Genomic DNA, 26,467 nt, shown 5'->3' with positions numbered 1-26,467 from the left:
TATGAGCGTGAATTTTACTCGTATTTCTCAAAGGGTCAAGTGAAATTAAGATTTATTATTCACCTTCTTTCACATTCATCTCTTTGTAAGCAATGAGTTTGGTCTTGTGTTTCCACTTATACCCTAACCAAATTGCAAGAAATAGCGGAATACTGATATAGGTTGAAAGTAGTCCTAACCAGTCAATTTTTCCACCAATCAGGGCTTGATAGTTCTGACCTAAAATAATGATGGAACAGAGAATAAATGCAAACCACGGTGCAAATGGAAAGAATTTTGCACGATAAGCGAGGTCTTCTAACTTATGACCTTGAGCTAAATAGCCTTTGCGGAAACGATAATGTGATATTGCTATGCCTAGCCAGACGATAAATCCACACATCCCAGACATATTAAGTAACCAGTTAAAAACTTGTTGCTCACCGATAAATGTCGTTAGGAAACATAATGCTGCAACTGCTGTAGTTGCATACAGTGCATTCATTGGAACGCCACGTGTATCTAATTTGGAGAACCACTTTGGCGCACGACCTTCTTTAGCCATATCAAATAGCATACGGGTAGAAGAGTACATTCCAGAGTTACCCGCAGATAAAATTGCACTCAGAATAACTGCATTCATTAAGCTTGCAGCAAATGCGAATCCTGCTTTTTCATAGAGAAGAGTAAATGGAGAAAGTGCAATATTTTCACTTTCTGCGGCATGCAGTAACAAAGGATTATCGTAGCTGACCAGTGTACCAATGATGAAAATACACAAAATATAGAAAAGTAGAATTCGCCAAAAAATCTGTTTGATCGCCAAAGGAATCGTTTTCTTAGGATCTTTTGATTCACCAGCAGCTACACCGACCATTTCAGTACCTTGAAATGAGAACCCTGCGATCATTGCAACACCAACCAGTGCTTGTAATCCACCAACGAATGGCGCGTCACCTTTAGTCCAGTTGCTAAATGCAGAAACATTTGGAGTCAGCATAATTTTTGCAATCATTGCGATACCGATGATGATAAATACAATAATGGCAATAACTTTAATCATTGAAAACCAGAATTCACTTTCACCAAAGCCTTTGACCGTCATTGCATTGATTGCAAAGATCACAGCCAAAAATACAGCACTCCAATAGAAGCCAGAAATTTCTGGAAACCAAAATTTCATGATGAATTGGACGGCTACTAATTCAAATGCGACTGTAATCGCCCAGTTGTACCAATAGTTCCATCCTAAAGCAAAACCAAAACCTTCTTCTACATAGCGACTACCATAGGTGAAGAAAGCACCAGAACTTGGGTTATGAGTTGCAAGCTCGCCTAAACTAGTCATCAAGAAATAAATCATGATTCCAATAAGTGCATAAGCGAGTAACGCACCGCCAGGACCTGCGGTAGCGATCGTAGAGCCTGAAGCAAGGAATAAGCCTGTACCAATCGATCCGCCAATGGCAATCATATTCAGGTGGCGTGCTCCGAGCTGACGCTGAAGGTGTTGAGGAGCAGATGTATCGCTCATAAAAATTCCTTAAACTGTTTATTTCGCACAGGCATATAACACTTTGAATCCCTGTTGATCTGCCTTCACAAGACATTGACCAAAGCTCTGCTCTATCAGAGGTGGATAGTTTAGAAAACGATTCGCCACTATCCAAAGTTCACCTGAATTTTTCAGATGCTTTTTCGCCAATTGGCAGAGCTCTTCACTTGCATCGTAATTGGTATGAATGCCTTGATGAAAAGGTGGATTACTTACGATGGCATCTAGATCTTTAGGCGCATCAACAAAACTTGTGACAGGCTGTAGATGTAGCTGTGATAAGTTCAGATCATTTTTTTGAAAAGTGAACTCAGTAGACCGTAATGCAAATGCATCAACATCAAGTGCAAAAATGTGCTGGTTTGGATTTATTTTGGCTAAATAAGCACTAATAATTCCAGCACCGCAACCAAAGTCGGCAATCTTACCTGATTTTACTTGGCTCAGGTAAGGGAGTAATACGGCTGTTCCAACATCTAAATGGTCTTGACTAAATACACCCGGTAAAGCACAGATTTCGAGCTGTTCTTGATTGACTTGCACAATATAGTTTTTTAACCAATGGTCAAGTGGTTTGTGTATTTCTCTCTTTTCAATTTTCATGTGCCAAAATTGACAGTGGCGTGCACTATCAATTTTAAAGGCTTTACCATATTGCAGGAGTTGTTTTGCAGCACGTTCAACACCGCCTTTTTTTTCACCCACTAGAAATACGCTTTGACCGAGTGTTAACTGGCTAACCACGACATGAAGAATATAATTCAATAACTCTTTAGATTTTGGAACGAAAATAACAACCTGATCAAAACTTGCTTGTGGAAACTCAACTGAGAAATATGAATTTATACCAGTGCTTTGAAAACCTTGATGATCAGCATAATTCCAAGTCCAGACAGAGGCTTGTACTTGGTGAGGTAAATTTTTGGCGAGTTGATCATTGGGCGCATTAATCAGTAAGATTTGCCCATTTAAATAATCTTGTTGTCGTATAACGACTTCACTACGTGGATCCATTTTGATCTCTCATCAAAAACAAAGCCCAGTGGTGAAACTGGACAATTACGATGGTTAAAAGACTATTTTTGAGTTTCAGGTAAAACAATATTTAAAATCAACGCTGCAATACCACCCGTTGCAACACCTGAGCTGAAAATGTTTTTGAATAATTCAGGAAGATGTTCAAGGATTTGTGGAACTTGTGCTACACCTAAACCTAATGCAAGAGAAATCGCAATAATCAGTAAAGCGCGGCGGTCAAGATGAATACTTGAAAGAATGTTAATTCCAGATGCAGCCACCGCACCGAACATCACCATTACCGCACCACCTAGCACTGCTTGGGGAACAGCTTGAATCACGGCAGCTACAGCAGGGAAGAGACCTAAAATGATCAATAAGATCGCAATCCAGATCCCGACATAGCGACTTGCCACACCAGTGAGTTGAATCACGCCATTGTTTTGTGCAAACACTGAACTTGGGAAGGTGTTGAAGATACCTGCTAAAAATGAGTTGGCACCATTCACAAGTACACCACCTTTAATGCGTTGCATCCAAATGGGGCCGTCTACAGGTTGGTTGGAGATTTTGCTTGTCGCTGTCACATCGCCAATGGCTTCAAGTGAAGTAACGAGATAGATGAATGCCATTGGCATGAACAAGCTCCAAGAGAAGCTTAGACCAAAATGCATAGGGGTAGGAATTTGAATTAATGGTGCATCTTGCAATACGGAAAAGTTTAAATGACCCATAAAGCCTGCAAGAATGTAACCAATCACTAATGCGATTAAAATTGCTGAACTTTTTACCCAAATAATTTGAACACGATTCAATAAAATAATGACCGCCAGTACTGTACAGGACATGATCAGATTGTCTGTATTGGCAAAAGTATGATCTTGCATGGCCATATAACCGCCTCCCATGCTAATCAGACCTTCTTTAATCAGTGTCAAACCAATTAAGAGAACAACGATACCTGTAACTAAAGGGGTAATTAATTGTTTTACCCAAGGTAGAATCCGAGACACGCCCATTTCAATAAATGAACCTGCAATTACCACACCGAAAATAGCAGCCATCACTTGCTCAACAGGCGTACCTGCAGCAACCATGGCGCTACCAATACCAATAATTGGGCCAATAAAGTTAAAACTTGTCCCTTGAACAATCAATAGTCCTGCACCGAAAGGACCGACCTTTTTACACTGTAAAAAGGTTGCAATTCCTGAGATGATCAGAGACATCGACAGGATCATATTGGTGTCTTCACGAGATACACCAAGTGCTAAGCAAATTAATAATCCTGGAGTGACAATCGGGACTAAAATTGCTAAAAGATGTTGTAAAGCCGCTAAAAATGCGATGAACGGTTTTGGACGATCATTGAGTCCGTAGACGAGATCAAGTGGCTGTTCGGGTTGAGAATTTGACATGGGAGTATAAGAAAAGCGATAAGCAATAGTGGAATATTCTAATAGAGTTAGGCTACTTTACCAACGATTCTGAAACAGTTCGTCCGAAAAAAAGTTTCATGTCAACAAACTGTCACTACTAAAGTTTAGGATTTTTCTATATAATCTGCCCTCAAATTTTAAGCGTATCGAATTCTATGTCTGATATTAAGAATCTCCGCAATATCGCAATTATTGCGCACGTCGACCACGGTAAAACCACGCTTGTCGATAAATTACTTCAACAATCTGGTGCTTTAGGTGACCGTGCAGGCGAGATTGAGCGTGTCATGGACTCGAATGCGCTTGAAAGTGAACGTGGTATTACTATTCTTGCAAAAAATACGTCAATTACGTGGTTAGATCAACGTACTGACACAACTTACCGCATCAATATCGTAGACACCCCAGGACATGCGGACTTCGGCGGTGAAGTTGAACGTGTAATGTCGATGGTTGACTGTGTATTGCTTCTTGTTGACTCTCAAGAAGGTCCAATGCCACAAACTCGCTTTGTAACGCAAAAAGCGTTCGCGCGTGGTTTGAAGCCAATCGTAATTATCAACAAAGTTGATAAGCCAAGTGCACGTTGCGACTGGGTAATCGATCAAGTATTTGACTTGTTTGATAACTTGGGTGCAACTGATGAGCAGTTAGATTTCCCAATCGTTTACGCTTCTGGTTTACGTGGTGTAGCTGGTCCTTCTCCTGAAGAATTAGCGGAAGATATGACACCATTGTTCCAAACTATCGTTGATATCGTTGAACCACCAGCAGTTGATGTTGATGGTCCATTCCAAATGCAGATTTCTTCACTTGACTATAACAGCTTCGTTGGTGTTATCGGTGTTGGTCGTATTCAGCGTGGTGGTGTAAAAACGAATACTCCTGTGACTGTGATTGATAAAGAAGGCAATACACGTAACGGTCGTATCTTAAAAATCATGGGTTACCACGGTTTAGAGCGTATTGATGTTGAAGAAGCATCAGCAGGTGATATCGTTTGTATCACTGGTATTGATGCACTCAATATTTCTGACACAATTTGTGATCAAAAAAATGTAGAAGCTTTGCCACCATTGTCCGTAGATGAACCTACGGTTTCGATGACATTCCAAGTCAACAACTCACCGTTTGCTGGTAAAGAAGGTAAATTTGTAACTTCACGTAATATTCGTGAACGTCTTGATCGTGAATTGATTCACAACGTTGCATTACGCGTTGAAGATACTGATAGTCCAGACCGCTTTAAAGTTTCTGGTCGTGGTGAACTTCACCTTTCAGTATTGATTGAAAATATGCGCCGTGAAGGCTTTGAAATGGGCGTATCACGTCCACAAGTGATCATGAAAGAAGTCGATGGCGAAAGACAAGAGCCATACGAAAACGTAACGTTTGATGTTGAAGAGCAACATCAAGGTTCAGTAATGGAACAAATGGGTCACCGTAAAGGCGAAATGACCAATATGGAAGTTGACGGAAAAGGTCGTATCCGTATTGAAGCAACTGTACCTTCACGTGGTTTAATTGGATTCCGTTCTGAGTTCTTAACCATGACTTCTGGTACAGGGATCATGACATCAAGCTTCTCGCACTACGGTCCTGTTAAGCAAGGTACTGTTGCGAAGCGTCAAAACGGTGTATTGATTTCTATGGTTCAAGGTACTTGCTTGGGCTATGCATTATTCAGCTTACAAGACCGTGGTCGTTTATTCGCTAAACCTCAGTTAGAAGTTTATGAAGGTATGATCGTGGGTATTAACTCGCGTTCGGACGATATGGTTGTTAACCCAACTAAAGCAAAACAATTAACCAACGTTCGTGCGTCTGGTACGGATGATGCTTTAACTTTAACGCCTGCAATTGAATATACGCTTGAACAAGCACTTGAATTCATTGAAGATGATGAGTTAGTTGAAGTAACACCAAAATCGATCCGTATTCGTAAACGTTACTTAACTGAAAACGAACGTAAGCGTAACCGTGATAAATAATTTTTCTTCACTGAAAAATGACAAAACCGCTAAATTTATTTAGCGGTTTTTTATTGCATAAATTTCAGGGTAGGGACATGCTTAAACATATATTTTTATTAAAATAAAAAAGTGTTGTTAAAGTGTGAAATAGCTTTCTTTTTTTGATAAAAATATTAAATTATGAGCATTATGTGGATAGCTGCACCTGTGTAATAAACAATGCAAAATGGGTTGCGATTAAGTTCAACTCTGGAGAGTTATAAATGAGTATTATTCAAGAATTTAAAGAATTTGCCATCAAAGGCAATATGATGGATCTTGCCATTGGTGTCATCATTGGTGGTGCATTTGGTAAAATTATTGATTCATTGGTGAAAGATATCATCATGCCACTTATTTCAGTTATTACTGGTGGGGGTGTTGATTTTACGCAGAAGTTTATTGTGCTCGGAGACAATCCAAATAATTTACAGTCTTTAGATCAATTAACGAAAGCAGGTGTCAATGTTTTAACCTATGGTAATTTCTTAACCATCTTTATTAATTTCATTATTTTGGCATGGGTTGTGTTTCTTATGGTGAAAGTAATGAATCGTATGCGTAAACAAAAAGAAGCAGCGCCAGCAGCACCAGCGCCTACACCTGAAGATATTCAATTATTACGTGAAATTAGAGACTCTTTGAAAAAATAAGTACTTATTATTTTTATAAAAAACGGCATTTAAAAATGCCGTTTTTTATTGGAAATAGATATTCCATATTTGGAACGCAAGCTTTTACATGGAAAATTGCAAGATTTGACTCTAAAATATTTGCATATTTGAATGGAACAGCAATCATGAACCAACTATTTGTCTATGGCACACTTTGCCCAAACCGAGAAAATGCGCATATTTTGGGTGGAATCGGTGGAGATTGGCAAAAAGCATCGGTACACGGCACAATTCATATTTTAGATTGGGGACCAGACAAAGGTTTACCTGCCTTAGTTTTAGCTGAACAAGATCCATTAATCATGGGATATTTATTCAGCACGGAAAAATTAGAACAAAACTGGCAAATGTTAGATGAGTTTGAAGGATTCCAATATGAGCGAGTTGTTGCTGAGGTTATCTTGGAATCTGGTGAAAAAATACATGCATGGACTTATGTGATGAAACCGCAAGAATTAAAATAACTGAGAAGAGGAGAGAGCTTAAAATAATTAAGCTCAAACCATTATCTTAAGCCATCCATGCGAAATTTGACTTCAATTAAGTGAAAACCAAATTGGCTTTTGATCGGGCCGTGTAAGATTCGTTCTGCTGCTGTAAAAACTAATTTATCAATAACAGGGACCAATTGCCCCTTTTTCACTTCACCGAGTTCGCCTCCACGTTTAGCTGAGTTGCAAGTAGAGTATTGTTTGGCGATTTTGCTAAAATCAGCACCAGACTGAATTCGTTTTTTTAGCTGTTCGGCTAAGTCTTTATCTTTGACGAGAATATGTCGAACAATTGCGGTTTGCATAAGGTTGTTCTCCTTGATTGCATCTTAAATGGTCTATACTTTGCTTAGTTTCAAAGGTTGGCATTGTGGACAAAATACACTAGCACGTTGACCTAACTTTAAGTTTTCTAATGTAGTTTCACAATTAACACACATTTCACCAGCTCGACCATAAGCAAGGAGTGTTTGTTGGAAGTATCCATTTTCACCCATTGCATTGGTATAATCGCGTAATGTAGAACCACCTAGCTCAATTGCATGCTTTAGAATGCGTTTTACTTCAATCACTAAGCTTTCAATTTGCACTAAACTCAATGTTGAAGCGGGTTGTGCAGGATGTATACCGACATTGAATAAGCTTTCAGTCGCATAAATATTACCAACGCCTACTACATTATGATTATCCATTAAAGCAATTTTGATGCCGACATTCTTTTTTGAGAGTTTTTCAAATAAATAAACAGCGTTAAATTCATCACTTAGCGGTTCTGGCCCTAATGTATCAATCAGTTTTTCTTGATTGGTTTCATCTAACCATAGAATACACCCAAAGCGACGTGGATCATGATAGCGAAGCTGTTGATCTTCGAAGTCGATTACAAGATGATCATGTTTACGCAATTCTTCGTTTGGTTCACATAAACGAAAGCTGCCTGACATACCTAAATGCCATAGCATCTGATCTTGTTCAAATTCAGCCAAAATATATTTGGAACGACGTTTGAGTTGAGTTAAACGTTGACCAATTAATTTTTCAATATCATCAGGGATAGGCCAGCGCAAACTAGGATTGTGTACTCTTACAGCTTGTACACGTTGCTCTAAAAGCGGCAGTAAACTGGTTTTTGTGGTTTCAACTTCAGGAAGTTCTGGCATAGTGAGCTCAAGTTGTTTCAACAACAATACAATGAGGGTAAATGTTTAACTTACAATTATGACGATATTTAATTTGATTGGCTAATCATCATTAAAATTGATTTTTGGTTTTTTAGCTAAGGTTAAAGATCTAATCTAATTATAAAATAATGAAATACTTACTTTAAAATGCTTGCCCTTAAATTCTGTGAAACAAGGAATTTTCATAGCTTTAGTAAAAATTTTTTATATGGTAGTGTTGCAATAAGCATGGGTTTGAATGGTTCTTTTGCTTGGACTGTTGAATCAGAAGTCGATCGGCCCATACAACTTCCGGATAATTAAGGTCCGAGCAACTCGTACTGACACAGCTTATATTGAAACACCAGCATCAATTTTTAGGGTAGATATGCCTAAAAACGATCAGAGCTTAGAAGTTGATTTAACTGAGCTTGTGAAGGGGATACCGAGTGTTCAACTGCGCAATCGAGAGAATTATGCCCAAGATTTGCAACTTTCTATGCGTGGTTTTGGTGCACGTTCCACATTTGAAGTTCGTGGAATTCTTTTATATAGCGATGCTATTCCTGCCACAATGCCACAATGCCAGATGGACAAGGGCAAACCTCAAATATTGATTTAAGGAGTTTAAGTCATCTTGAAGTATTAAAAGGTCCATTTTCTTCGTTATATGGAAATTCTTCAGGAGGTACGATTTTAGTAAAAACAAAGGAAGGACAGGGTAAAGATTCGATAGAGATGAGTTATGCGGGCGGTAGTCATCACAAAAATCATGCTGGTTTAGTTTTACAAGACGGTTTAAAAAATCAAAATGAACCAAGTTATATGATTAACTCATCCTATTTTGATACAGATGGTTATCGCGATCATAGCAGTACAGAAAGTATCAAACCAATTCTGAAAAAAATACATGTTTACTTTTTAATGACAACTTAAACAATTGCATCGCCTTATACAGGATATATATTTTGCTATACGGATTGGAGTTTAAATGGATTTACCCCTATAGATAATTTATTTAATAAACAATATATCGGTTCAGTGATTGTGAACGAAGGAAATAATCGCTTCTTTGAACCTACAGATGGGCGCAATTGGAGTGCTTGGATTAAGTTAAGCAAACAATTTTAAATAAAAAGCAGCACTCTTTAGAGGTGGAGTGCTGCTGAATTGATTATTAGTTCTTTGTTTTTACTGAAGTTGCTTTTTTTGCAGCAATTGCTTCTTCAACTTTAGCCAATGATTCCTTCGCATTTGGATAGTTAGCTGCTGCTAAGCGAGTAAAAATATTTTTTGCCTGCTCTAAATCTTGGTCAACAATACCTCCATTTGCTAACATATTGCCGAGAACCATTAAAGATGGTGCATAACCTTTTTTAGCTAAATCTTTAAGGCTATCAATCGCCTGTGCTTGCATAATAGGATTGTTATTTTTAACACCAACACTCAAATCGTAGATTGTTTTGAGATGTTTTGCTGGATAATAATCTTTCCGTAGCAATGGTAATAGTTTCTGAACAGCGATCTGATCGTATTCAGGTTTACCTTGCTCAAATAAAATTTTTGCAGTTTCAACAATGGCTTCATTAGAGCCTTGTTTAGAAGCTTTATCTAAATATTCTTTGTATTTTTGATTATTCTTAGTGATGCCCAAATCACCTTTATGATAAGCCTGTGCTAATGTATAACTGGCTTGAGCAAAGCCTTTATTTGAAGCATCTTGATAATGCTGTGCGGCTTTCTTTTCATCCTTTACTGTGCCTTGACCAACTTGAGTCATATAACCTAGGTTATAAATTGCTTGGGCATTCCCTGTATCAGCGAGACGCTGCATTTCTTGAAACGCAGCAGGGTAGTTTTTTGCTTCGTATAGTTTAGTTGCTTGAGCAAATGTATCTGGTTTTGCAGTTACTTTACTATCAGCCGCAAATGTTGAATGACTTGTAGCAAGAATTAAGCTGGCAATCAGCAACTTTTTCATTTTATTTATTCCTTTCACAGATATCTGCTTTAATCCATTACATGGCAGTTTTGAATGCCTTCATCATAAAAGTTTGCTGTGAAATGTAAATATGGATTTTGTATAAATCTTGCTTAATTAATTTATTTTAATTTTTATATTATTTAATATAAATCAGAATCTTATATTGTAAGTGGTGGCTTGCCAGTCAACTGAAAAGCCACGCCTAATTAGATACTATTTTTTAGTTTGTGCTTCTAATAGAAGTTGTTCAATTTGTTGGGCATTTTGTGGTAAGCCCGCGACTCTAGTGCCATTTTCAAGGAAGATTGTAGGTGTCCCACTAATTTCTAGATTTTGTCCTAAAGCAATATTTTTCTGTACAGGTGTTTCACATGTACCTGAATTTTGGGCTAACTTACGATGTAGCATGTAATCTTCCCAAGCCTCATATTGGTTTTTGGCACACCAAATTTTATTTGCTGCAGTTTCAGCTTGTGGATGCAATTTCTTAAGTGGGAATAAAAAAATGTAGACCGTTACATTGTTGATTGAGGTCATATATTGTTCAAGTTTTTGACAATATGGGCAATCGGGATCGGTAAAGACATACAAAGTACGTTCGCCTTTACCTTTGATGTGCTTAATGGCTTGTTTGAGAGGAAGTTGTTTTACATCAATTTTACTCAGTTCAGAAATACGATCTTCTGTTAGGTTTTTCTGATTTTTTACATCGAGTAAATTGCCAAAAAAAAGATATTTAGCATTTTCATCTGTATAGATAATCTTACCAGACACATAGACTTCATAAATTCCACTTAGTGGAGATGGGGTGACTGAAGTAATGGGAATATCTGGATAATTTTGTTTAAAGTTTTGTTCTAAGGTTTTGCTATCAGCATGTACTATTTGTAAGCTTAATAGACTCAGTGATAAGGCTGATAGCCAAGTTTTGATGGTTATTTTCATTTGAGAGAGATATTGTTGAGAATAGGTGAACAATAACCTTCATTTCGATTCTCGACAAGAATGATCATTAAACTTTATTTCAAATAAGGCTGCATTGCCAATTGCAGTAATTCAATCAGTTAGGGATCCATCTCTATATCGACCAGAAGCATCTATCCATATAGAGCCTCTGATGTTTGAAAGAGTATAAAGATCTGGAATAGGTGTTTTATCTATAAATTCTGGTTTTAATTCATTAGGAAGGCTTTGGATTCTTTAATTAATTTTTTCTGTGTTAGCAAAACTAGATTGCATATTAAATAAAGCGGTAGCCATCGTAATCATAAAAAGTAATGTAGACTTGAGTACAGCTAATTCCGATAAATTGAACAAAATAAAAAAGTATTTGTTTTAAATAGGAGTATATGCTTAATTTTAATTAAAGGATCTTATTTATAATTAAAAAGCCCTAGTAAAAGGGCTTTTGTTTAAAATGATTATTGTGGTCGTGCTACATCACCATTTAATACTTCTGGTAAATCCAAAACCTTTACACCAAGTTCTTCTAAAGCAACTGGTTTTGCAATTACAAGTGCGATATAGCCATCTTCACATGCAGCACTATTCACAACCTCAACATCTTTACTTAGCTGGCTAGCAGGAGAAGGCACAGTATCTTTGCCTTGGATTAAATGTAACCAATGTTTTGGTTTTGCTTTAAACCATAGACGTGCCACAATTTCCTGACCTAAATAACAACCTTTGTCAAAATGTACACCATCACGTTGATGCAAACGTAGTTCTTGTGGTTGAAACAAATGTTCTGTACTTTGACTAATCCATGCTTGACCTGACTGAATCGCTTGAATTTGCCAAGCATCGATGTCTGTCTCCACTGAAGAAAACTCAGTTTGGATGCCATTTAATGAAGGAAAAACAGATCCTATTTCTTCTAATTTCATTTTTGAAAAAGCACCAAACTTTTTAATATGTTTGGAAAACTCTTCGGCTTGATCTTGGGTGGTTACAAGTTCAAAACTTTCTGGATTTAATCTTTTAATCCATAACCCAAAATGAATACGTCCTTTTAAGTCACAAATAGCGGTATAGCGATTTTCATTTTCAGGGAGACGTTCTACATGAACAGTCACTTGACCCTGTAGAAATTTTTGCGCATCTACACCATTCAAGCTAAAAGCAGTAAAAGCAAGCTGACTCATAGATTAATCCCAAAACTGCGTTCTTATCACTAAATATGGAGTGCTATTTTGCGCCATTTTTTACAAAAAAGCAGCTTTAGATTCTAGATATTCGGGTTCAATTGAGCGATTGAAGGAATAGTATTTCATGACTAAATCGGTATGATAGAGGCACGAATTAAAAATAACTTAGCCTGAGAATAATAATGAGTGGAACAGTACAACTACATCGTGTATTTAATGCACCACCAGTTCGTGTTTTTAAAGCCTTTCTCGATCCAGATGCCTTGGTAAAGTGGATGCCACCTCATGGTTTTACTGCCAAAATCCATCACTTAGACCCACAAGAGGGTGGAACATACAAAATGTCATTTACTAACTTTTCAACTGGACAAATTCATTCATTTGGAGGAACGTATATTGAACTTATCCCGAATGAATTATTACGCTATACCGATAAGTTTGATGATCTTAATTTACTAGGTGAAATTCAGGTCACAATAAAATTAAAATCAGTGGCAGTATGAACCGAAGTGCATATTACTCAAGAGGGAATACCTGATGTTATTCCTGTTGAAGTGTGTTATTTAGGTTGGCAGGAATCTCTGTATTTATTGGGATTGCTGATTCAAGCTGAAATTCCAAATGAATAACAACTCCTTAGCTTAATTCAAACTAGCTAAATTTTTAATATTTAATCATATTGGGGAATATTATGTCTGAACAAATTCTTGAACACAGAGAACAATTGGCTCGTGTTGCCATGCGCGAAGCTTTAGAAAATCAACAAGCAGAAGATAGTGTGGAGTTATTTATTCAACATCATCTTGAAGAAGTTGAACCTGAATATTGGGAAAAATATTTTGACACATCAAAACCTAATTTATTACAAATTTTAGAGTTACTGGTATTAGATTCACGTTGGGATGAGGGGGATCTGGAAAGTTATGAAATTTTAGATTTCACCTTACCAGATGAGATCACAAATTACGTTATCTGCGTTAGTTTTGATTCAAAAGGGCAAGTTGTTAATATTTCAATGGAAAGCTGAAAAATTTGTGAGATATGGGGGAGGTTGATGTGAGAATTGAAATTAAACGTATTTATTGATCTTGTTGAGCCGACGGATGGACAGCGTGTACTCGTAGATCGGTTATGGCCAAGGGGAATATCGAAATAGCAGGCACATTTAGATTTATGGCTTAAAGATATTGCACCCTCAACTGAATTGAGAAAAGCGTTTTGTCATAAGGTTGAACATTGGCTGAGTTTTCAGGAAAGGTATTATAAATAGCTTAAAGAAAACCCTTATGTAAATCAGCTTAAAGACATGGTACAGCAACAGCAAGTAATGCTCATTTACGCAGCTAAAGATCTTAAGCTTAGTCATGCCCTAGTACTTAAAAATTATTTAATTGGACAAGCGATTCAAGCTTAAATTTTGAAAAAATGCGTCTATCGATCATAATAGTGCTTTTGAGATGTTTTTATGTCTTTTCCACACTGCCCAAAATGCCAATCAGAATATACTTACCAAGATGGCGACTTATTGATTTGCCCTGAATGTTCACATGAATGGAAAGAAGGGGAGGCATCTGCTTCAGAACAACAAGAGATTATTAAAGATGCCAACGGTAATATTTTAGTTGATGGTGATAGCGTCACTGTCATAAAGGATTTAAAAATTAAAGGTTCATCATCTGTAGTTAAAGTCGGGACGAAAGTGAAAAGTATTCGTTTATTAATCGATGCGAATGATGGACATAATATTGATTGTAAAATCGATGGGATTGGTGCAATGAAATTGAAATCTGAATTTGTAAAAAAGATCTAATCCAAATCATTTAAGGGGGTATGTCAGTGCCCCTTTGCCATTCAAAAACTTACCAAAAGTGAACAATAAATCATTTTCTATTGGTATAAAAAATAATCTATAAATAAAGCTATAACAATCAAAACAACAGTTTTCAATCAAAAAGCCGTTTATTATTAAACGGCTTTTTTATTGCTAGGATGAAGATTAGCCTATAAGTTTAGCTAAGAGTTCTTCTTTACCTAAATTGCTTGCTTCAAGATCGCGACGACCTTTGTACTCAAAAGTACCTGCATCAAGACCTTTCTCACCAATGACAATACGATGAGGAATACCCATTAATTCAAGATCAGAGAATTTCACACCAGGGCGTTCATTACGATCATCAAGCAATACATCATAGCCTTGAGCTTGTAATTCAGCATAAAGCGCTTCAGCTGCTTCAAGGGTACGAGGTGATTTATGCGCATTCATTGGCACAATCGCAATGTCGAATGGAGCAATCGCTTGAGGCCAAATAATTCCTTTGTCATCAAAATTTTGTTCAATTGCTGCTGCAACCACACGTGTTACACCAATTCCATAGCATCCCATTGTAACAGTAAATGGTTTACCATCTTCACCGAGTACTTTACACCCTAAAGCTTCTGAGTATTTTGTACCGAGTTGGAAGATATGACCGACTTCAATACCACGTTTGATTTGAAGTGTACCTTTACCATCTGGAGAAGGGTCGCCTTCAACAACATTACGTAAATCATAAACTTCGGTGAATTTTGCATCACGCTCCCAGTTCACACCTGTCGCATGTTTATCGACTTCATTTGCACCCGCAACAAAGTCAGATAATACGGATGCAGCACGATCCACAATCACGGTTAAGCCTTTTTCAACTAAACCTTGTGGACCGCAGAAACCTGCTGTTAAACCATGTTGTTCTAATTGTGCTTCAGTTGCAAATGCCAAAGGTGCAGCAATTAAAGGGTGCTTTTCAGCTTTAATATCATTCAATTCGTGGTCGCCACGTAAAAATAGAGCAACAACGGGTGTATTGCCATTTTCATCTGTTTGACCTTGTACAAGTAAAGCTTTTACAGATTGTTTTGCATCACTGTTTAAAAATTGGCAAACATCGGCAATTGTTTTCTGATTTGGTGTATCGACTAAGGTCATTGTTTGAGCTGGCGCAGCACGCTCACCGACTAACAATGCTTCTGCCATTTCAACGTTAGCGGCGTAATCAGATTCAGTTGAAAATGCGATATCATCTTCGCCACTTGCAGCAAGTACATGGAATTCATGTGATGCAGAGCCACCGATTGAACCTGTGTCTGCTTGTACAGGGCGGAAATCGAGACCTAGACGTGTAAAAATACGGCTATAGGTGTCATACATGACATCATAAGTTTCTTGTAGTGATGCTTGATTTGCATGGAACGAGTAAGCATCTTTCATGATAAATTCACGAGATCGCATCACACCGAAACGTGGACGAATTTCATCACGGAATTTAGTTTGGATTTGATAGAAATTTACTGGTAATTGCTTATAACTTTTCAGCTCATTACGTGCCAAATCTGTAATGACCTCTTCATGAGTAGGACCAAGCACGAATGGATTATCATGACGATCTTTGAAACGAAGTAATTCTGGACCGTATTGTTCAAAACGACCAGATTCTTCCCAAAGCGCAGCAGGTTGAGTGACAGGCATAAATACTTCTAATGCGCCTGAACGGTTCATTTCTTCGCGAACAATCGCATCTACTTTCTTTAAAACACGTGTTCCCATGGGCAACCAAGAGTATAAACCAGAAGCTAATTTACGAATCATCCCCGCACGTAACATGAGCTGGTGCGAAATGACTTCAGCATCATTTGGGGTTTCTCTTAACGTTGCAAATAAAAAGCGGCTTGCGCGCATGGAAACTGTCCTAAAGTTAAGTGTTATTTAGAAATACTCAAACGAGCAAAATTATCTACTCGGTTTTAAGCAATTGGCATTATGACATGAATCATTGAATTTCGTGTAATCTAAAGCAAGCTGAATGAATTAAAACTATGAAAAGTTAGAATTAATATTTTTGAGAGACCATGCAAGAAAAATTCTAAGTCTATTGTGTTTCTTGTTCAATATTTTTTAAACGGTTAATAATATCAGCATAATCTGTTTCAGTTTTATGATATGCATTACGTAAACTTTCTACTGTTCTTTTTACATTTTCAATATTCTTGGCATTATTGTCTAAATTATTTTTGAGTTGAGCGGGGGGCGTTTCTCCCTTACGATGATATTCCATCTCTTGTCGCTTAAATCCAATTTTGTCTTGTTGAAGCTGTTGTAATTGTTGTTGTTGATAATTAAGTTGCTTTTTTAAACTAGCCAAAATTTGATCTCTTTTTGTTGCCGCTATTTTTGTATTTCCATAAGCACGCTTTAATCTCATATCTTGTTCGCGTTGACGTGCAATAGATTCGCGACGAGAAGATTGTTGTGCATCTACGGTTGCGTTATAAGCACGGTTGCGTTTGATCACTTGCATATTACGATCAAGTGCTTCATAACCATAACGAATATGTTCGGGCGTAACTGATGTACTCACATTAGCAACACCATTTTTATCATAATAACGATACCATACAGCTCTGGGTTGCTCTGTGGCTGCAAAACTTGAACTGCAAAAAATCAATAAAAAAAACGCGCAAATGTAATTACGAGCAATCGTTGTAAAGTGGCTAATGCCGAAACCGCACTTTAACGAACCAGTCATTACATTCCCCGGAAAAAGTTAACTAAATCACTTATTTTTAAATAATAATCAGTTGTATATTAGTAGCTATTTAGATAATTAAAAATAGTGAGTATACAAAAAATTTAGGAATTTGACGAAAACTGTGAGAAATTTGTTATTGTTGTTGAAAACTGATAGGTTGGTTCAAAAAACTTCATTGATAATGCAAGTAAAGATATGTTAAAAATATCAACTGATGTGTATAAAACAAATTAAACCAACCATAATTTGTATTGAGTGAATGGGGCAGGGCAATTAAATGGAAGATAAATTTCAAAATTTGAAAGTAATGGTGATTGATGATTCAAAAACGATTCGTCGTACAGCTGAAACGCTTTTACAACGAGAAGGTTGTGAGGTGATCACCGCTGTTGATGGTTTTGAAGCATTATCAAAAATTGCAGAAGCAAATCCTGATATCGTGTTCGTCGATATCATGATGCCTCGTTTAGATGGTTATCAAACCTGTGCACTGATTAAAAATTCTTTAAATTACCAAAATATCCCAGTGATTATGTTGTCAAGCAAAGACGGTTTGTTTGATCAGGCTAAAGGGCGTGTTGTGGGTTCGGATGAATATTTAACTAAGCCATTTAGTAAAGATGAGCTGTTAAATGCGATTCGTAATCACGTTAGCGCATAAAATTTAAATTGAGGAAAAAATGGCTCGTATACTTATTGTAGATGATTCACCTACTGAAACATTTCGCTTTAGAGAAATTTTGACTAAACACGGTTATGAAGTTTTAGAAGCAACCAATGGCGCTGACGGTGTCACAATGGCGCAGGCAGAACTACCAGATCTCGTATTAATGGATGTGGTAATGCCAGGAATGAATGGTTTTCAAGCGACACGCCAAATTAGCAAAGGTAAAGACACGCAGCATATTCCTGTTGTGATCGTAAGTACCAAAGATCAGGCAACAGATCGTGTTTGGGGTAAGCGTCAAGGTGCTTGTGATTATTTGACCAAGCCGATTGATGAGCAACAGCTCATTGATGTGATTAAACAATTATTAAGTTAATTCGTACGAGCCTTTTCATTACTCAATACGGGATAGGGTATGGCAGCAAATGGATTTATCGAATTGCTTCGCTTATCCAAGCGAGGCAACAAACAATATGCTTCAACTCAAAATGAAGTCAGCCGTTGGTCTGGTATCGCATTTGAGATGTTAGGGCAATATTTCGTTGCACCATTAGGGGAGATTTCGGAGGTGATTTATCCTCCAAAATATACCCCTGTTCCTAATACTCAAGCATGGGTACGTGGTTTGGCAAATATTCGTGGTCGATTGCTTTCAGTTTCTGATTTAACACATTTTATTTCAGGACAACGGAGTCAGTTTTCACCAACACAAAAAGTAATATGCATTAGCCATCAAGACCATTATGTGGGTTTGGTTGTCGACCAAGTTCTTGGGATTCAGCACTTTAATAAAAAGAGTTTCTTTTCACAAAGTGCTGATCTAGATGATAAATTGAAAGATTATTGTCAGGGATACTTTCATCAACATAATCAGCAATGGCATGTGTTTTTACTGAGTCGGTTGTTGCAAAATCCTCAATATATGAATGCATCAATAAAATTTATAAACTAATTTGATACGCTACGGAAAATAAACGCGTATTCAGGGGAGAAGCTGACATGGGCTTTAAACTTAAAAAGAAAAATGGTAGTAGTGATGATAGTACTGGTCTTAAGAGTGGTGGTGCATTTTTAGAGAATGCTCGAACGCAAATTGATCAGTTTTCTCGCTTATTTGGTGAAACTGAAAAGTCGAAACCAATTCTATACCGTGCGATTGGTGCTTTAGCTCTTGCAGTTATCCTCTTAATTTATTTATTCGTGAGTGTGCCTCGTCATAACCAGTTAACTCGTAGTTTAGGTGAGTTACGCTTGTTATCTCAGATGATTTCTCGTCAGGCAACTGAGGCGACGGCATCTGGTACACCTGAAGCAATGAAAAGTTTAGTTGAATCTAAAAAGCGTTTTGCTGAGAATTTAGAGACGGTTGAAAGTGTATATGGTACTGGTTCAGAAGAGTATAAAAAAGCAAATGAACTTTGGACGAGTGTTTCTAAGAACATTGAGTTAATTGCTTCACAACAAAAAGTCATCAATCAATTATACGATACAAATATCTCGATCAGTGAAACGATTCCTGAAATTCAGGCTGAATATAACTTGATGGTTGATCAGATGGTTCGTGAAAATATGCCAAGTAGTCAGGTAATTATCACGAAAAACCAAGTGTTTATTGCTGAACGTATTTTACGTTCGATTAACTCTGTTTTAGTTGGTACCGATAATTCAAACGTTTCAGCTAATGACTTTGGAGCGGATATTGATACCTTTGGTGTTTATTTAAATGCACAATTAAATGGTAGTACAGAACTTGGTGTAGATCGTATTGCATCTCCTGATTTACGTGAGTCTGTAGATAGTATTAAATCTGATTATGATGCAGTATTGAAATCAGCTGCAGCAACAGTATTACAAAACGCAAACCAAATTGTTCGCGTACGCCAAGCATCTTCGCAAATCTTTTCTCAATCTGATGCCTTATTAACGTCATTAAACGATTTATCTAACAAAGCAGAGGGTGGTTGGGGTAACGTTATTGCAGGTGTTGTATTAATTGGTGCGTTAGGTCTATTAATTTTCTCTGCACTACAATTGCTTGCTTTACGTAGTAATACAGATAAAGAGCGTGTAACTCGTCTACAAGATGAATATGACCGTAACCAAAATGCAATTTTACGTTTACTAGATGAAATTGCCGACTTAGCAGATGGTGATTTACGTTCATATGCAACAGTATCAGAAGATTTTACTGGTGCGATTGCCGACTCGATTAACTTCGCAATCGATCAATTACGTGACCTTGTATCTCGAATCACTGAAACATCTCAAGAAGTTGCTCGTTATACTCAAGATACTCAAGATATTACCAACCAATTAGCAGAAGCTTCTGAACATCAGGCGCAAGAAATTGCAGGTGCATCAGCAGCGATGAACGAAATGGCATTGTCGATTGACCAAGTATCTTCGAATGCATCCGAGTCTGCTGAAGTAGCACAAAGATCTGTACAAATTGCATCGAATGGGGCAGAAGTTGTAAACCGCTCGATCGAAGGTATGGATCACATTCGTGAACAAATTCAAGAAACTTCAAAGCGTATTAAACGTTTGGGTGAATCATCTCAAGAGATTGGTAACATCGTATCCCTAATTAACGATATTGCCGACCAAACCAACATCTTGGCATTAAACGCAGCGATTCAAGCATCTATGGCTGGTGAAGCAGGTCGTGGTTTCGCAGTCGTAGCTGACGAAGTACAACGTCTTGCAGAACGTTCTGCATCAGCAACGAAACAGATTGAAAGCTTAGTAAAAACCATTCAAACAGATACGAACGAAGCCGTTATTTCAATGGAACAAACGACGTCAGAAGTTGTTCGTGGTGCGAACTTGGCAAAAGATGCGGGTATTGCACTTGATGAGATTCAAACGGTATCTGGTGATTTGGCTAAATTAATTGCGAGCATTTCTGATGCAGCAAAACTTCAGTCTGCATCAGCAAGTCACATTGCAACAACGATGAATGTTGTACAAGAAATTACGTCACAAACGACGACAGCAACGTTTGATACAGCTCGTTCGGTTTCTGAATTGGCAAATATGGCTGAATCATTACGTGAATCTGTAACTGACTTTAAGCTACCTGAATAAGCAGCAAAGGGGAGGCAGAGCATATCTGTCCTTTCCCTTTTTTGAAGAGATGTAGAATATCTCTACAAGATGATGACTAACATGGAGCTACATCTTGTGTGATAGATACACGTAATTTTTAGCCACAATTAGTGGATAAAAACGAAAGAAGCCGCTATGAAAGAAATATTAAAAACGTTAGTTGAAACGATGACGCTTCCTGAAGATAGTTATCTTGAGCAAGATGCAGAAATTCTTGAAATTTTTATTGAAGAATTAGATGAAATCTTTGTTGAATTAGAGCCATTAATCTGTCAATGGATTGAACAGCCAAATCAACAAGATGTGCTTACAGATATTCGCCGACATTTCCATACCTTAAAAGGTTCTGGAAGGATGGTTGGCGCCAAATCTTCAGGTGAATTGGCGTGGACGGTTGAAGATACTTTAAATCGAGTACTTGCAGGGACAGTATTGTTGAATTCAGATATTCAACATTATGTAAAAGCGGTTTTTAATATCTACCGCTTTAAACTTGTACATGATTTTAAATTGGTTCAAAAACATCAGATAGATTTAAAACCTTTGGTTTTATTAGGTCAGCAACTACAGCAGCAACTTAGTATAGAACCAGCGCTAGCTGAGTTATTACAATTATCGAATATGCTGAATGATAACGCTGAAACTGGTCTCGAATTGATATCCGTAAATGTGGATACTGTCGTAGAAGAGAAGACTGTTGATGTCGCAGATTCAGAATCTGTATTTATAGGTCATCCACTAGATGATGAAGCGTTAATCAAAGAAACATTATCGATTTTCTTGGAAGAAGCAGAAGATCATTTGACTACGATCGATCAATTTTTACTAAATGATCGTCCGACAAATGATAATTATAATACGCTAATTCGAGCGCTTCATACTCTACGTGGCAGTTCTGCTATGGCGCATGTTGAGCATGTGTTTGAAGCAAGTTCGAAAGTTGAAAATTTATTCAAAACATTATTGCAAGAAGAGCTTGATTCAAGTTCTGATGAAACGGCACTTTTGACACACTATGCACAGTTTGTTCGTGACTATTTGCACACGTTGAAACACCAAGGTTCGCAACAGAAATTTGAAGAAATTTATAATACTTTCAATGTTGCATGGGATAGTTACGATTTCCAATTAGAAGAAAAACAAGGCGAATCCTTACGTCCACAAGGTTTAGTTTCACAATTACTAGAATTGAATATTAATGATCTTCTTGACGTTGAGTTTGATTTTGAGAAGCGTGCACGTACTGAATTTCCTCAATATATTCAACTGTTAAGTCAGCAAACTGAAACTTTATTAGAACATACCCATCATCATGCGACGATTGGTATGTATCAATATACAAGTTTGTTACGTTCTAGTTATCAAGATTTGTTGTTTAAGCCAAATTTACTGAATCTTGATTATGCTTTTGAACTGTATTATCAGGTACATCAACAGTTCATTCAATTGTTTGATACCTTGGCTGCAGGGCAGCGTGTGACTTTGACAAAGGCACATGAACTTATATTAAATGAATTGAGTTCATTTACACAGCAAAATATTGAGTTCTTGGAAGCGCCTGTAACTGAGCAAAAAGCAGGTTTGGTTGAAGCATCTATTGCTGAATTTGAGCCGTCTAGTAATAAAGTTGATGTGAGTGATTTAGCTGCACAATTCGCTTTAGATAAACAAAGCTTGCAATCAAGTGATTCAAATCGTGACTTTGATCCAGACTTGTTAGATATCTTCCTTGAAGAAGCTGATGAGTTATTGGTTGGTATTGATGCTGATCTAAATACATGGACAGCTGATCAACAAAATGTAGGTGCATTGAAAAACTTGATGAGATATTTGCACACCTTAAAAGGTGGTTCAAATATGATTCAAGCAGGTCATATTGGTTTAATTGCACATGAATTGGAAACAATTTATGAGAAATTAATCAATCAGCAGTTACAACCGAACCCACAATTAATCGCAGTCATTCGTGCAGTACAAGATGATATTGCAGATCGAATTCAAACTATTCGTGATAAACAAGTCGATTATCCAGCTACACATGCGTTGAATGTATTAGCAAACCAAGATTCAGCAAGTGTTGCATCAATGGTTATTCCTGTTGATGACGTTGAAGAATTGGATAGTTTGAATACAGCCACAGTGGAAACCACGGTTGATTCGACTGTTTTTGTAAATACTTTAAGAACCGAAACACATCATGCTGTTGATGTGAGTGATTTAGCTGCACAATTTGCTTTAGATAAACAAAGCTTACAATCGAGTGATTCAAATCGTGACTTTGATCCAGACTTGTTAGATATCTTCCTTGAAGAAGCTGATGAGTTATTGGTTGGTATTGATGCTGATCTAAATACATGGACAGCTGATCAACAAAATGTAGGTGCATTGAAAAACTTGATGAGATATTTGCACACCTTAAAAGGTGGTTCAAATATGATTCAAGCAGGTCATATTGGTTTAATTGCACATGAATTGGAAACAATTTATGAGAAATTAATCAATCAGCAGTTACAACCGAACCCACAATTAATCGCAGTCATTCGTGCAGTACAAGATGATATTGCAGATCGAATTCAAACTATTCGTGATAAACAAGTCGATTATCCAGCTACACACGTACTTCAGTTGCTTCAGCAAGCAGATCAATCTATTGATTTTACTTCGTCATCACCTGTTACTTTTGAGCCTGTAGCCGAAAATCATGTTGCCACTGTGATCGAAACGGATGATCTCACGGACTTATCAATTGATGAATTCTCATTGGTCGAAGCTCAAGAAGTTCTAGAAGATACTTCAAATGCTGAGATTGTTCGTGAAGTTGCGCTAGATGATGATGTTCGTTCTCTTGTTGAGCAAACATTCTTAGAAGAAGCGGAAGAACTACTTGAACAAGCCAAAGGTCTATTAAGACAATGGTTTGATCAACGTGGTAATCGTAGTTTGCTCTTACAGTTACAACGTAATGCCCACAGTTTAAAAGGTGGTGCACGTATGGCTGAGTTAGATGCAATTGCGATTGTTGCTTATCATCTCGAGAATGCATTTGAACAGTTTGGTGTACATCATTTCAATTCAAATGTTTACGATAATCTTCTCAATACAGCACTGGCTTGGTTGAGTGATGCGATTTCCAAACGTCAGTATGCAAACTTTGACGGCTTAAAACAAAGTTTAGAGAATATGGAGTTTGTTGATGTTTCAGCACAACTTCCACAAAAGCTCTCAGCTAAAGATATTTTCACTCCAGAATATACAATGGAGTTTGTTCAAGGTGATGGTACAGAACCTCCATCAATGTTAGGTGCGTGGGAAACGACCGAACGTATTGAACAAAATAATGAGATGATTCGTGTCTCCGCTGACGTCATTGAGAAAATGATTGACTTGTCAGGTGAGAATGCGATTAACCGTTCGCGTATCGAAATGGACCTTGGTCAATTGGGCGGTACATTAACGGAGATGGAGCTTGCGATCAAACGTTTGGCAGATCAGTTACGCCGAATGGAAGGTGAGTTAGAAAGTCAAATTATCGCACGTCATGGTGGTGAGAACTCTCGCTATGCAGATTTTGACCCATTAGAGATGGACCAATATTCATCTTTAAATCAGTTGTCAAAATCTCTTGCGGAATCCGCATCGGACTTGGTTGACTTTAAGACCACACTTTCTGAGAAGATCCGTGATACGGAAGGTTTGTTATTACAACAATCTCGTATTCAAGCAGAAATTCAAGAAAGTTTGATGCGTACCCGATTGGTACCTTTCTCTCGATTATTACCACGTTTACAACGTATTGTTCGTCAAACAGCATCGACTTTAAACCGACCAACAGAATTAATTGTTAACAATACTGAGGGTGAATTAGACCGTAGTATTTTGGAAAAATTGGTTGCGCCATTTGAACATATGTTGCGTAACGCGATTGACCACGGTATTGAAGACAGAGAGCAACGTTTACAAGCGAAGAAACCAGAAACTGGACATATCGCTTTAGATATTGGTCGTCAGGGTACTGATATTGTTGTGACATTTAGTGACGATGGTAAAGGTATCGATGTGAATCGCATTAAAGATAAAGCGATTCAAACAGGTTTAATGACTAAAGAGCAGAAACTTGACCATGAAGAAATTCTGCAATTTATTTTCCATCCAGGTTTTAGTACGGCTGCACAAGTTACACAAATTTCTGGGCGTGGTGTTGGTCTAGATGTTGTTCAGAGCGATATTAAAGCGCTTGGCGGTCATGTGAGCGTTAACTCTGTTTTAGGTAAAGGAACAACATTTACCATTCGAGTACCGACCACAGTAGCTGTAAGTGATGCCTTGATGGTAAAAGCAGGCGATCAACAGTTTGCCTTCCCACTTGCACAAATTGACCGTATTGTTCGTATTTCACCTGCGGCATTAGAACAATACTTTGAAAGTAAAGACGATTATTTCAAGATCGATCAAGAAAGTTATCGTTTACGTTATTTATCTGAGTTTGTTGCTGGGCAGCCGATTCCTCGTTTAAATGGCGTTGTTCATTCATTGCCTGTATTGTTGGTTAAAGGTGCGCAGGGGCAAACAACAGCATTACTTGTTGATCAGTTAATTGGTTCTCGTGGACAAATTGTTGTAAAACCTATTGGACAACAGTTCTCAAGTATCGGGGTGATTGCTGGTGCGACGATTATGGGTGATGGTCAGGTATGTTTGATCTTAGATGGTCAAAATATTGCTCGACAAGCACAGTCTACAGCACGTAGTAAACAGGCTGATGAAACTTATACCAAGCAGCGCTATGATGAACGTCGCTTGATTATGATCGTCGATGACTCGGTAACTGTACGTAAGGTAACTTCGCGCCTATTAGAGCGTCAAGGTTATGATGTTGTGACTGCGAAAGATGGTGTGGATGCGATTGAGCAGCTTGAAACCATTAAGCCAGACTTGATGTTACTTGATATTGAAATGCCGCGTATGGACGGTTTCGAAGTGACAAACCTTGTTCGACATCATGAACTACATCGCGATTTACCAATTATCATGATTACATCACGTACGGGTGAAAAGCATCGTGAACGTGCTTTATCACTTGGTGTAAATCAATATATGGGTAAACCATTCCAAGAAGAAACACTCTTGGAAAATATTGAAAGTTTACTAACAGTGCGCTCATGAGGTAAAAATTAATGGTAAAAAAAAGCGCAAACTCAGGTTTGGGGCAAATTGACCAACAAGAGTTACAACATTTAATTACGGTATCAACAGGGTTTATTGACGCTTATATTATTAAATGTCATGAAAAAGTTCCAATGCTGCTACCGCAGAATATTGTGTTATCAGCGATGGATACACAAACCAATATTGATCATGTTGAATGGCATGATCTCAAACTTCCTATTTATGCTGTAAATGATCCAGCAAATAAAAATGGGGTAGCGTTGGTGGTTGAAGGTGATGACGTTTCAGAACGATTTGCTTTGGTTTGTAATGAAATGCCTGAATCCATTCGTTTACGTATTTCTGAAATTGTAGATGAAGAAAAAGACATTGATGACAATAACGTATTTAAATATGTCAAGATTGGGGAAAAACAGTTTTATGTCCCTCATCTACAAAATATTCAAACCCAACTAGGGTTATAAATAAACAAGGAACTCAAAAGAGTTCCTTTTTTATTGTCTCAA

21 protein-coding genes and 4 pseudogenes are annotated in these 26,467 nt (G+C 37.5%); 14 read left to right on the top strand and 11 right to left on the bottom strand.

The genetic code is table 11. The features are described 5' to 3' along the window. Positions 1 to 55 precede the first annotated feature (55 nt). The 3 genes from CDG55_RS11595 to CDG55_RS11585 all read right to left on the bottom strand — a co-directional run bounded on the left by CDG55_RS11595 (position 56) and on the right by CDG55_RS11585 (position 3,969). Positions 56 to 1,513, bottom strand: a complete 1,458-nt coding sequence (locus tag CDG55_RS11595; RefSeq protein ID WP_087535713.1) for an amino acid permease — start codon at positions 1,511 to 1,513, stop codon at positions 56 to 58. A gap of 18 nt (positions 1,514 to 1,531) precedes the next feature. Next, positions 1,532 to 2,548, bottom strand: a complete 1,017-nt coding sequence (locus CDG55_RS11590; protein ID WP_087535714.1) for a methyltransferase — start codon at positions 2,546 to 2,548, stop codon at positions 1,532 to 1,534. Positions 2,549 to 2,610: 62 nt separating this feature from the next. After that, positions 2,611 to 3,969: a uracil-xanthine permease family protein gene (locus CDG55_RS11585; RefSeq protein ID WP_087535715.1), complete on the bottom strand. Its 1,359-nt coding sequence runs from the start codon at positions 3,967 to 3,969 to the stop codon at positions 2,611 to 2,613. A gap of 176 nt (positions 3,970 to 4,145) precedes the next feature. Here CDG55_RS11585 and typA point away from each other — a divergent pair, with 176 nt between their 5' ends. The 3 genes from typA (at position 4,146) to CDG55_RS11570 (ending at position 7,140) form a co-directional block, all read left to right on the top strand. Then, the gene (gene typA, locus CDG55_RS11580; RefSeq protein ID WP_004664688.1) at positions 4,146 to 5,981 is read left to right on the top strand and encodes a translational GTPase TypA; all 1,836 of its coding nucleotides are present in this window, start codon (positions 4,146 to 4,148) and stop codon (positions 5,979 to 5,981) included. Positions 5,982 to 6,226: 245 nt separating this feature from the next. Next, positions 6,227 to 6,655, top strand: a complete 429-nt coding sequence (gene mscL, locus CDG55_RS11575) for a large conductance mechanosensitive channel protein MscL (protein ID WP_005162040.1) — start codon at positions 6,227 to 6,229, stop codon at positions 6,653 to 6,655. Between the two features lie 146 nt (positions 6,656 to 6,801). Then, positions 6,802 to 7,140, top strand: a complete 339-nt coding sequence (locus tag CDG55_RS11570; protein ID WP_087535716.1) for a gamma-glutamylcyclotransferase family protein — start codon at positions 6,802 to 6,804, stop codon at positions 7,138 to 7,140. A gap of 41 nt (positions 7,141 to 7,181) precedes the next feature. Here CDG55_RS11570 and CDG55_RS11565 read toward each other — a convergent pair whose 3' ends face one another. Together CDG55_RS11565 and mutM are read right to left on the bottom strand one after the other, a co-directional pair. Continuing rightward, complete coding sequence (locus CDG55_RS11565; RefSeq protein ID WP_004664683.1) at positions 7,182 to 7,472, bottom strand: peptidylprolyl isomerase; 291 nt, start codon at positions 7,470 to 7,472, stop codon at positions 7,182 to 7,184. A 33-nt stretch (positions 7,473 to 7,505) separates the two neighbouring features. Then, positions 7,506 to 8,327: a bifunctional DNA-formamidopyrimidine glycosylase/DNA-(apurinic or apyrimidinic site) lyase gene (gene mutM / locus CDG55_RS11560; protein WP_087535717.1), complete on the bottom strand. Its 822-nt coding sequence runs from the start codon at positions 8,325 to 8,327 to the stop codon at positions 7,506 to 7,508. A 168-nt stretch (positions 8,328 to 8,495) separates the two neighbouring features. On the opposite strand from mutM, the pseudogene CDG55_RS11555 reads away from it, so the two are divergent. Next, a pseudogene (locus CDG55_RS11555) lies at positions 8,496 to 9,215 on the top strand (TonB-dependent receptor plug domain-containing protein); the annotation flags it as partial. Between the two features lie 289 nt (positions 9,216 to 9,504). Here CDG55_RS11555 and CDG55_RS11550 read toward each other — a convergent pair. The 4 genes and pseudogenes from CDG55_RS11550 to CDG55_RS11535 form a co-directional block, all read right to left on the bottom strand. Further along, positions 9,505 to 10,308 carry a tetratricopeptide repeat protein gene (locus tag CDG55_RS11550; protein ID WP_087535718.1) on the bottom strand — a complete coding sequence of 268 codons (804 nt, stop codon included), beginning with the start codon at positions 10,306 to 10,308 and terminating at the stop codon, positions 9,505 to 9,507. A gap of 216 nt (positions 10,309 to 10,524) precedes the next feature. After that, positions 10,525 to 11,256, bottom strand: coding sequence for a DsbC family protein (locus CDG55_RS11545; protein WP_087535719.1), 732 nt, complete (start codon positions 11,254 to 11,256; stop codon positions 10,525 to 10,527). Between the two features lie 135 nt (positions 11,257 to 11,391). Beyond that, positions 11,392 to 11,580, bottom strand: a pseudogene (locus tag CDG55_RS15520) (DsbC family protein); the annotation flags it as partial. 152 nt (positions 11,581 to 11,732) lie between these two features. Further along, the gene (locus CDG55_RS11535) at positions 11,733 to 12,455 is read right to left on the bottom strand and encodes a YgfZ/GcvT domain-containing protein (protein ID WP_087535720.1); all 723 of its coding nucleotides are present in this window, start codon (positions 12,453 to 12,455) and stop codon (positions 11,733 to 11,735) included. Positions 12,456 to 12,640: 185 nt separating this feature from the next. Here CDG55_RS11535 and CDG55_RS11530 point away from each other — a divergent pair. The 4 genes and pseudogenes from CDG55_RS11530 to CDG55_RS11515 all read left to right on the top strand — a co-directional run bounded on the left by CDG55_RS11530 (position 12,641) and on the right by CDG55_RS11515 (position 14,268). Next, positions 12,641 to 13,087 (top strand): annotated as a pseudogene (locus CDG55_RS11530) (SRPBCC family protein). A gap of 62 nt (positions 13,088 to 13,149) precedes the next feature. Next, positions 13,150 to 13,485, top strand: a complete 336-nt coding sequence (locus CDG55_RS11525; protein WP_087535721.1) for a DUF2004 domain-containing protein — start codon at positions 13,150 to 13,152, stop codon at positions 13,483 to 13,485. Positions 13,486 to 13,514: 29 nt separating this feature from the next. Continuing rightward, positions 13,515 to 13,872 (top strand): annotated as a pseudogene (locus CDG55_RS11520) (DUF488 domain-containing protein). A gap of 51 nt (positions 13,873 to 13,923) precedes the next feature. Next, positions 13,924 to 14,268, top strand: a complete 345-nt coding sequence (locus tag CDG55_RS11515; RefSeq protein ID WP_005162025.1) for a zinc ribbon domain-containing protein YjdM — start codon at positions 13,924 to 13,926, stop codon at positions 14,266 to 14,268. A 186-nt stretch (positions 14,269 to 14,454) separates the two neighbouring features. Here the strand turns inward: CDG55_RS11515 and CDG55_RS11510 are convergent, their stop codons facing one another. Together CDG55_RS11510 and CDG55_RS11505 are read right to left on the bottom strand one after the other, a co-directional pair. Then, complete coding sequence (locus tag CDG55_RS11510; protein ID WP_005162024.1) at positions 14,455 to 16,170, bottom strand: proline--tRNA ligase; 1,716 nt, start codon at positions 16,168 to 16,170, stop codon at positions 14,455 to 14,457. 190 nt (positions 16,171 to 16,360) lie between these two features. Then, positions 16,361 to 17,017, bottom strand: coding sequence for a hypothetical protein (locus tag CDG55_RS11505; protein WP_087535722.1), 657 nt, complete (start codon positions 17,015 to 17,017; stop codon positions 16,361 to 16,363). Between the two features lie 280 nt (positions 17,018 to 17,297). Here CDG55_RS11505 and pilG point away from each other — a divergent pair, with 280 nt between their 5' ends. The 6 genes from pilG (at position 17,298) to CDG55_RS11475 (ending at position 26,425) form a co-directional block, all read left to right on the top strand. Beyond that, positions 17,298 to 17,681 (top strand): twitching motility response regulator PilG, encoded by a 384-nt coding sequence (pilG, locus tag CDG55_RS11500; protein WP_004652356.1) that lies wholly within the window; start codon positions 17,298 to 17,300, stop codon positions 17,679 to 17,681. A gap of 19 nt (positions 17,682 to 17,700) precedes the next feature. After that, positions 17,701 to 18,063 carry a response regulator gene (locus tag CDG55_RS11495; RefSeq protein ID WP_004664659.1) on the top strand — a complete coding sequence of 121 codons (363 nt, stop codon included), beginning with the start codon at positions 17,701 to 17,703 and terminating at the stop codon, positions 18,061 to 18,063. Between the two features lie 39 nt (positions 18,064 to 18,102). Next, on the top strand, positions 18,103 to 18,639 hold the full coding sequence (locus tag CDG55_RS11490) for a chemotaxis protein CheW (protein WP_005162018.1): 537 nt from the start codon (positions 18,103 to 18,105) through the stop codon (positions 18,637 to 18,639). Positions 18,640 to 18,686: 47 nt separating this feature from the next. Further along, the gene (locus tag CDG55_RS11485; RefSeq protein WP_087535723.1) at positions 18,687 to 20,774 is read left to right on the top strand and encodes a methyl-accepting chemotaxis protein; all 2,088 of its coding nucleotides are present in this window, start codon (positions 18,687 to 18,689) and stop codon (positions 20,772 to 20,774) included. A 156-nt stretch (positions 20,775 to 20,930) separates the two neighbouring features. Continuing rightward, positions 20,931 to 25,958 (top strand): Hpt domain-containing protein, encoded by a 5,028-nt coding sequence (locus CDG55_RS11480; RefSeq protein ID WP_111313927.1) that lies wholly within the window; start codon positions 20,931 to 20,933, stop codon positions 25,956 to 25,958. Positions 25,959 to 25,969: 11 nt separating this feature from the next. Further along, positions 25,970 to 26,425, top strand: coding sequence for a hypothetical protein (locus tag CDG55_RS11475; protein WP_004664651.1), 456 nt, complete (start codon positions 25,970 to 25,972; stop codon positions 26,423 to 26,425). The last annotated feature ends 42 nt before the right edge of the window (positions 26,426 to 26,467 follow it).

The sequence above is a fragment of the Acinetobacter sp. WCHA45 genome (assembly GCF_002165255.2).
Taxonomy (GTDB): domain Bacteria; phylum Pseudomonadota; class Gammaproteobacteria; order Pseudomonadales; family Moraxellaceae; genus Acinetobacter.
The sequence above is the reverse complement of the archived record's forward strand: the minus strand, read 5'-3'. Positions and strand labels throughout refer to the sequence as shown.